The following is a 5,628-nucleotide window of genomic DNA, read 5'->3' as shown; positions in this document are numbered from 1 at the left end:
AATCCTCAGCTGTCTGTTTGGCGTTGTGATTCTTTTCAAACGCCTGCACCAATAAGTTCCGTGATTCATTGTGAAGCATATTCATCATCTCCACATTTATCATACCACTGCTGTACAGTGCGGCGGTGACTTCACTCTATTTTCTGGGTTTGCTCTAAAGAGGTCCTGACCGATAATATGAAAACTGTGGTCACAGGGCGTGAAGCGGGCAAGGTGATCTGGAATACGCAGTTTGCCGATTTTGCTGTAGAGATGGGATTTGTTCCAAAGGTATGCCGGGTAAGAACGCCCCAGACAAAGGGCAAAGTAGAACGTTTGGTGCGGTATGTAAAGGAGAATTTTTTCCCGGGCCGCAGCTTTGTAGACCTGGAAGATCTGAATCGCCAGGCGATTGCCTGGTGCAAATCAGTTGACTCAAGGCCTCATGGAACAACTTGCGAGATCCCTCTGCAAAAGCTGGCACAAGAAGAACTTTTCTCCTTACCTTCCCAGGAAATTCAGGACCGCTACCGCTGGGAAACGAGAACAGTTACAAGAGATGGACTTGTAAGCTTTGACGGCATCCGGTATGGTGTACCCTGGCAGTACAGCGGAAAGGAAGTACAGGTTCGAGCAGTGAAAGGGCAGCTAGAAATCTATTATGGAGAGATCCTTCTAGCCCAGCACCAGCTGCAGTACCATACGGGTAAAATTGTCTGGCTGCCCGGCCAATACAAGGGCCTGGCAGAACGCAAAGGGATTGCTGCTCCTTATCCAGCAGCACACCAACAGGACGTTCGTGTAGAAGTTCGTTCTCTGCATTTCTATGACTCCTTGCTGGGAGGTGCAGCACATGGTTGAGCTAGAACATACCCGCTCTCTCCTGGAACAGATGGGGCTGCACACGGCAGCTCAACTTTTGGATGCACAGCTGGAACAATCTCTTCACAGTCAGCAGACCTATGTTCAGTTCCTCCATGACTTGTTATCCTCTGAACAGCAGGAACGCCAGCGAAAAAGCCGAGAAACACGTTTAAAACTGGCAAGGCTGCCGCACCACAAGCAGCTGGAAGAATTTGATTTCACCTTTCAACCCAGCATTGACAAGCGACAGATCGAAGAGCTTGGGACGCTAGCCTTTGTAGCCAGAAATGAGAATGTGATTTTTCTGGGACCTCCTGGTGTGGGAAAGACGCACTTGTCTGTCGGTCTAGCTCTTAGAGCCCTGGATGCTGGAATGGTGGTCTATTATACCACTCTTTCCCGGCTTATTGCTGACTTGAAGAAAGCACAAACCCAGGGACATCTAGAGCGACGCTGGCGGATTTACCTGCGTCCAGCTTTGCTGGTGATTGATGAGGTTGGCTATATGCAGTTGAATCGCCAGGAAGCAGAACTTTTGTTTCGGCTGATTTCTGAACGTTACGAACATGGCAGCGTGATTTTAACCAGCAACAAATACTTCAGCGATTGGGGTGAGCTTCTAAGCGACAATGTACTGGCTACCGCTCTTCTGGACCGGTTATTACACCACGCTCATGTGGTAAATATCCGTGGCCAGACCTACCGGTTGCGTGACCGATTGAAAGCGGGCATTCAACCAGTTCCACCGGCCACGCTTCCGGCTGATGGTTAACCGGCGTATGTGTTTCCGGCGTTTGGGTCATTTTGTGGCCGGCGTTTTAGGCATTTTTTATTTCGGCGTTGACATATGCGAGAGCCTCACTTCATATGGCAGTAGTTAATGCGATTTGTAAGCATGGGAAGCAACCAGTACCAAATCCTGTACTGCTTAGTTACTATGAGAAGAAATGTAAAAACAAACCAGCAAAGGTGAACTGCACCCCATTTGTTAGACAGTATGGTATACTGAAAACAAATGGGGTGTTTTATTGTGCCAAAAGGGAAGCCAAACAAGAGATATACACCGGAATTCAAGAAAATGGTAATCGAAACCATGCTGGAAGAAAAGCTGGGTTACCGGGAAACGGCCCGGCGCTTTCAAGTATGCAACCATTACCGAATTCAACAATGGGAGCAAATTTACCTGACTGAGGGTCCGGAAGGTTTTGAAGTGGAACGGCGTGGCAGAGGGAACAAAGGACGTCCTCGGCAGCTACCGAAAGAGGTAGAAGAAGATCTGCTGGCAGAGGTTCAGAGACTTCGAGCGGAGAACGAATACTTAAAAAACTTACAAGCCTTGGTTTTGGAACGAGAGCGACGCCAGAGGAAAAAGCCCTGGTAGTCCAAAAACTGAGGCCGAAATATCGATTGTCTGTTCTGCTTGAAATCGCTCAGCTGCCCCGTGCCACCTTCTACTACCACCGAAAGCGGATGCACAGGACAGATAAATACGCACAAGCAAAGACAGAGATTTCTGCTATCTACCACGAAAATAAAGGTCGGTATGGCTACCGGCGTATCACGATTGCGCTTCGCAGCAGAGGAATATATCTGAACCACAAGACAGTACAGAGACTCATGAAGCAGCTGAGACTGGTTTGTCATGTCAGAGTGAAAAAATATCGCTCTTACAAAGGAAATGTAGGCAAGGTTGCGTCCAATCTGCTGAACAGAGATTTTTACGCAGAAAAGCCAAATCAAAAGTGGGTCACCGATGTGACAGAGTTCAGTCTGTTTGGCCAGAAACTTTATCTTTCTCCTATTCTGGATCTGCACAACGGGTATTTGGTCAGCTATACCATCTCTGAACGGCCGGTTTTGAGTATGGTGACAACCATGCTTGACAAAGCTTTTGCAGTTATACCGGATGGAACCGGGCTGATTCTCCATTCCGACCAGGGCTGGCAATACCAGCACAAGCAGTACCAGCGTATGCTCAAAGCTAAAGGTGTCCGGCAAAGTATGAGCCGCAAGGGAAATTGCCTGGACAATGCTGTGGCAGAAAACTTTTTCGGTCTGCTAAAGAGTGAACTGCTTTATCTGCAAAAGTTCCAGTCCATGCAGAACTTCAAACAAGAACTCATTGACTATCTGGATTACTACAATAACCGGCGTATTAAGGCAAAGCTAAAGGGCCTGCCGCCTGCAATTCACAGACAACAAGCCCTTTCAGCTGTTTGAACTATTTTTATTTCAAATTATTGTCTAACTTTTTGGGGTCACTTCACCTTTGCTGGTTTGTTTTTACATTTCTTCTCGTAGTAACTAAGCAGTACAGGATTTGGTGCTGGTTGCTTTCCATGCTTACAAATTGCATTAACTACTCCCATATGAAGTGCGGCTCTTGCATAGGGTGATCCACGCTTTGAAATCTTGTTTTTCGTGCCTCTGAATGTTCCGGATTGCCGTTCAGATGGGTCTAACCCAAAGTAAGCTGCAAGTTGTTTAGGCTTTTTAAACAGCGTGAAATCCCCAATTTCTCCTAGTAAAAGAGCTGCCGAATGGCTGCCAACACCAGGAATGCTTTGCAGCAAAGAAACGTTGTTTCGTATTTCTTTCATCTGTGCCAATAAATTGTCTATTGCTTTCTCAATTTGAAGCACGCTTTCAGATAATGTACGAAGCATTTGAATGGTACATACAATGAGGGTTTCATCGGCACAGGAATGAATTCCCAGGGTTTGTGCTTTCTGTGCCGCCAAGATCAGCAATTCAGCTTTCTTCTTAGCAAATCCATATCCTGACTGGCTTGCTGCAGCAATCACTTCAACCAGTTCTGATTCTTCCGCTGCAAGCAAAATAGCTGGCGTTGGAAAATGCACAAGCACGGCACACGAAGTAATTCCTCCTAGATCTGAGAAGATCTTATCATAGCCTGGAAAGGTTTGATCCAAGAAAGCTGTCAATCGATTTTTATAACTCGAAACGTCATTCAAGAATTCCACCCGTTCTCTACAGAGCTGGCGTAATGCACGCATTGCAGATTGAGGAACCTGGGAAGGCCGTAATGTCTTTGTTCGATACATCATTGCCAATTTAAAGGCATCTACACGATCTGTTTTCCTCTTTCTAATAGAGAAATCTTTCATGGAACTGCTTTGAAGCGGATTCACCACGATTACTTCGTATCCATGCTCCGAGAAGAACTGAAATAGAATCAAGTGGTAGTGCGAGGTGGATTCCATCACAATAACAGGCTTGCTGGAAAAGATCTGCTCAGCCTTTTGAAGCAGGGTGTTTGCCCGATTGATCGATGTTTCATCGTGATAAATCTTTTCCTGAGCAAAGATTTTGTTGTCTGGCGACAAAATACACATATCACTGAATCGTTTGCTGACATCAATTCCTGCTACCGGACCAAAATTCATATACACTTCTCCTCTCAGGGCAGTTTCGCTTCTTCGCAAAAGCAACAGGCGCGTTGTTGACACGGGTAACAGTTGTGCCGACCCAACCAATCGAAACATTGATTCTTTCACGAAGCGAACGGACGGTCTACATTGTTAGTAATTCCTGAATGGAAACCAAGCAAGCAATTTTGCCACTTTCAGCCCCAGTTAGTATTTCAATGTTACTATGTTTCGGAAATCGGCACAATCATATAACCGTCTATGATGAAACAATTTTAATTTCACCAATAGGATTGTACCAACAAGCTATGCAAGGGCTGTGTCCATCCCTGCAAGCAGAGTTTCCGGGCGGTGGTGTTGTCCTGTCCGCACTATCTTTCCCGCCGCTCCACAAAACGCAGAAATTAGGGTTCAAAATGGGCGAAGAAACCGCCTGTGTTGGCTTTTCCGTGTAGGGGCAGTATAATTCTCCTATCTTTGGTAAGCGCTCCATAATCCCCCGTGAGGGATAAAGAAAAGAGCTCCCATGAGGAGCTCAAATCGGTTGAAATTATTTGAGTTTGCAATACTCGGGAAGGCTTTCAGCCCAGGGGAGCAGCGGAACCAGTTGTTCCTCGGTAGGATTTCCGCCCAGTTTGGGCAGCTCCTGCAGCAGGAACAGCAGGTAACCAAAGGGATCCAGACCATTGTGCTTGGCTGTCTCGATCACACTGAAACACAGAGCGCTGGCATCGGCACCCTTTGCGGTGTCGCAGAACAGAAAATTCTTGCGCGCCATGACGAAAGGTTTCACCGTGCGTTCGGCAAGGTTATTGGTCAGTTCCAGGCGGCCGTCCAGAAGCACGGCGTTCAGCGCCTGCTTCTGGTTGAGAGAGTAGGCTTTAGCCTTGCTCAGCGCAGTGCCTTCTGCTGCCTCGAAGCTGTCCAGGAGTTCCCAGTAACTGTCCAGCAGCGGTCGGAGTTTTTCCTGCCGCAGCGTAAAGCGGGCCTCTGGCGATTGGTCTTTCCAGGCCTGCTCCAGGGAGAACATTTCCTCAATCAGCAGAAACGCTGCCTCGGATCGGCTTCCCTGTACCGGCTTGCCGTCCACAAAGCATTCCACCCACTTGCGTCTTGCGTGAGCCCAACAGCCCACATGAGTCACGGAATCCAGACAATTGTAACCCGAATAGCCGTCGGTCTGGGTATAGCCGGAGAAGCCTTGCAGCATCTCTTTGGCTACCCGGCCTGAACGGCTGGTACTGTACTGGTACAGTGCAATTTTCTTTTCGGCAGAGCAGAACACCCACATCTGGGACATCTGACTGGATTCCCGGCCATCCTCTTTCAGGACATGGACGCGGGTCTCGTCCACATTCACAATGTCCTGCCGCAGCAGCTCCCTGCGAAGCTGCTC

Annotated in this window: 6 protein-coding genes; 4 read left to right on the top strand and 2 right to left on the bottom strand. The window is 47.8% G+C overall.

Going from position 1 to position 5,628, the window contains the following annotated elements; genetic code table 11:
- The first annotated feature begins 177 nt into the window (after window positions 1-177).
- The 4 genes from B5G28_RS13965 to B5G28_RS13950 all read left to right on the top strand — a co-directional run bounded on the left by B5G28_RS13965 (window position 178) and on the right by B5G28_RS13950 (window position 3,063).
- Complete coding sequence (locus B5G28_RS13965; RefSeq protein ID WP_087249776.1) at window positions 178-840, top strand: Mu transposase C-terminal domain-containing protein; 663 nt, start codon at window positions 178-180, stop codon at window positions 838-840.
- On the top strand, window positions 833-1,615 hold the full coding sequence (gene istB, locus B5G28_RS13960; RefSeq protein ID WP_087249774.1) for an IS21-like element helper ATPase IstB: 783 nt from the start codon (window positions 833-835) through the stop codon (window positions 1,613-1,615). The genes B5G28_RS13965 and istB overlap by 8 nt, the downstream gene beginning before the upstream one ends.
- A 95-nt stretch (window positions 1,616-1,710) precedes the next feature.
- A complete protein-coding gene (locus B5G28_RS14755) occupies window positions 1,711-2,034 on the top strand; it encodes a hypothetical protein (protein WP_158099640.1) in 324 nt (107 codons plus the stop codon).
- A 123-nt stretch (window positions 2,035-2,157) separates the two neighbouring features.
- Window positions 2,158-3,063 carry an IS3 family transposase gene (locus B5G28_RS13950; protein ID WP_144265569.1) on the top strand — a complete coding sequence of 302 codons (906 nt, stop codon included), beginning with the start codon at window positions 2,158-2,160 and terminating at the stop codon, window positions 3,061-3,063.
- 38 nt (window positions 3,064-3,101) lie between these two features.
- Here B5G28_RS13950 and B5G28_RS13945 read toward each other — a convergent pair whose 3' ends face one another.
- The gene (locus tag B5G28_RS13945; protein WP_158099639.1) at window positions 3,102-4,250 is read right to left on the bottom strand and encodes an IS110 family transposase; all 1,149 of its coding nucleotides are present in this window, start codon (window positions 4,248-4,250) and stop codon (window positions 3,102-3,104) included.
- A 532-nt stretch (window positions 4,251-4,782) separates the two neighbouring features.
- A partial coding sequence (locus B5G28_RS13940; protein WP_144265568.1) for an IS66 family transposase occupies window positions 4,783-5,628 on the bottom strand: 846 nt, incomplete at its 5' end.

Origin of the sequence: Faecalibacterium sp. An77, assembly GCF_002161315.1 — a bacterium.
GTDB lineage: Bacteria > Bacillota > Clostridia > Oscillospirales > Ruminococcaceae > Faecalibacterium.
The sequence above is the reverse complement of the archived record's forward strand: the minus strand, read 5'-3'. Positions and strand labels throughout refer to the sequence as shown.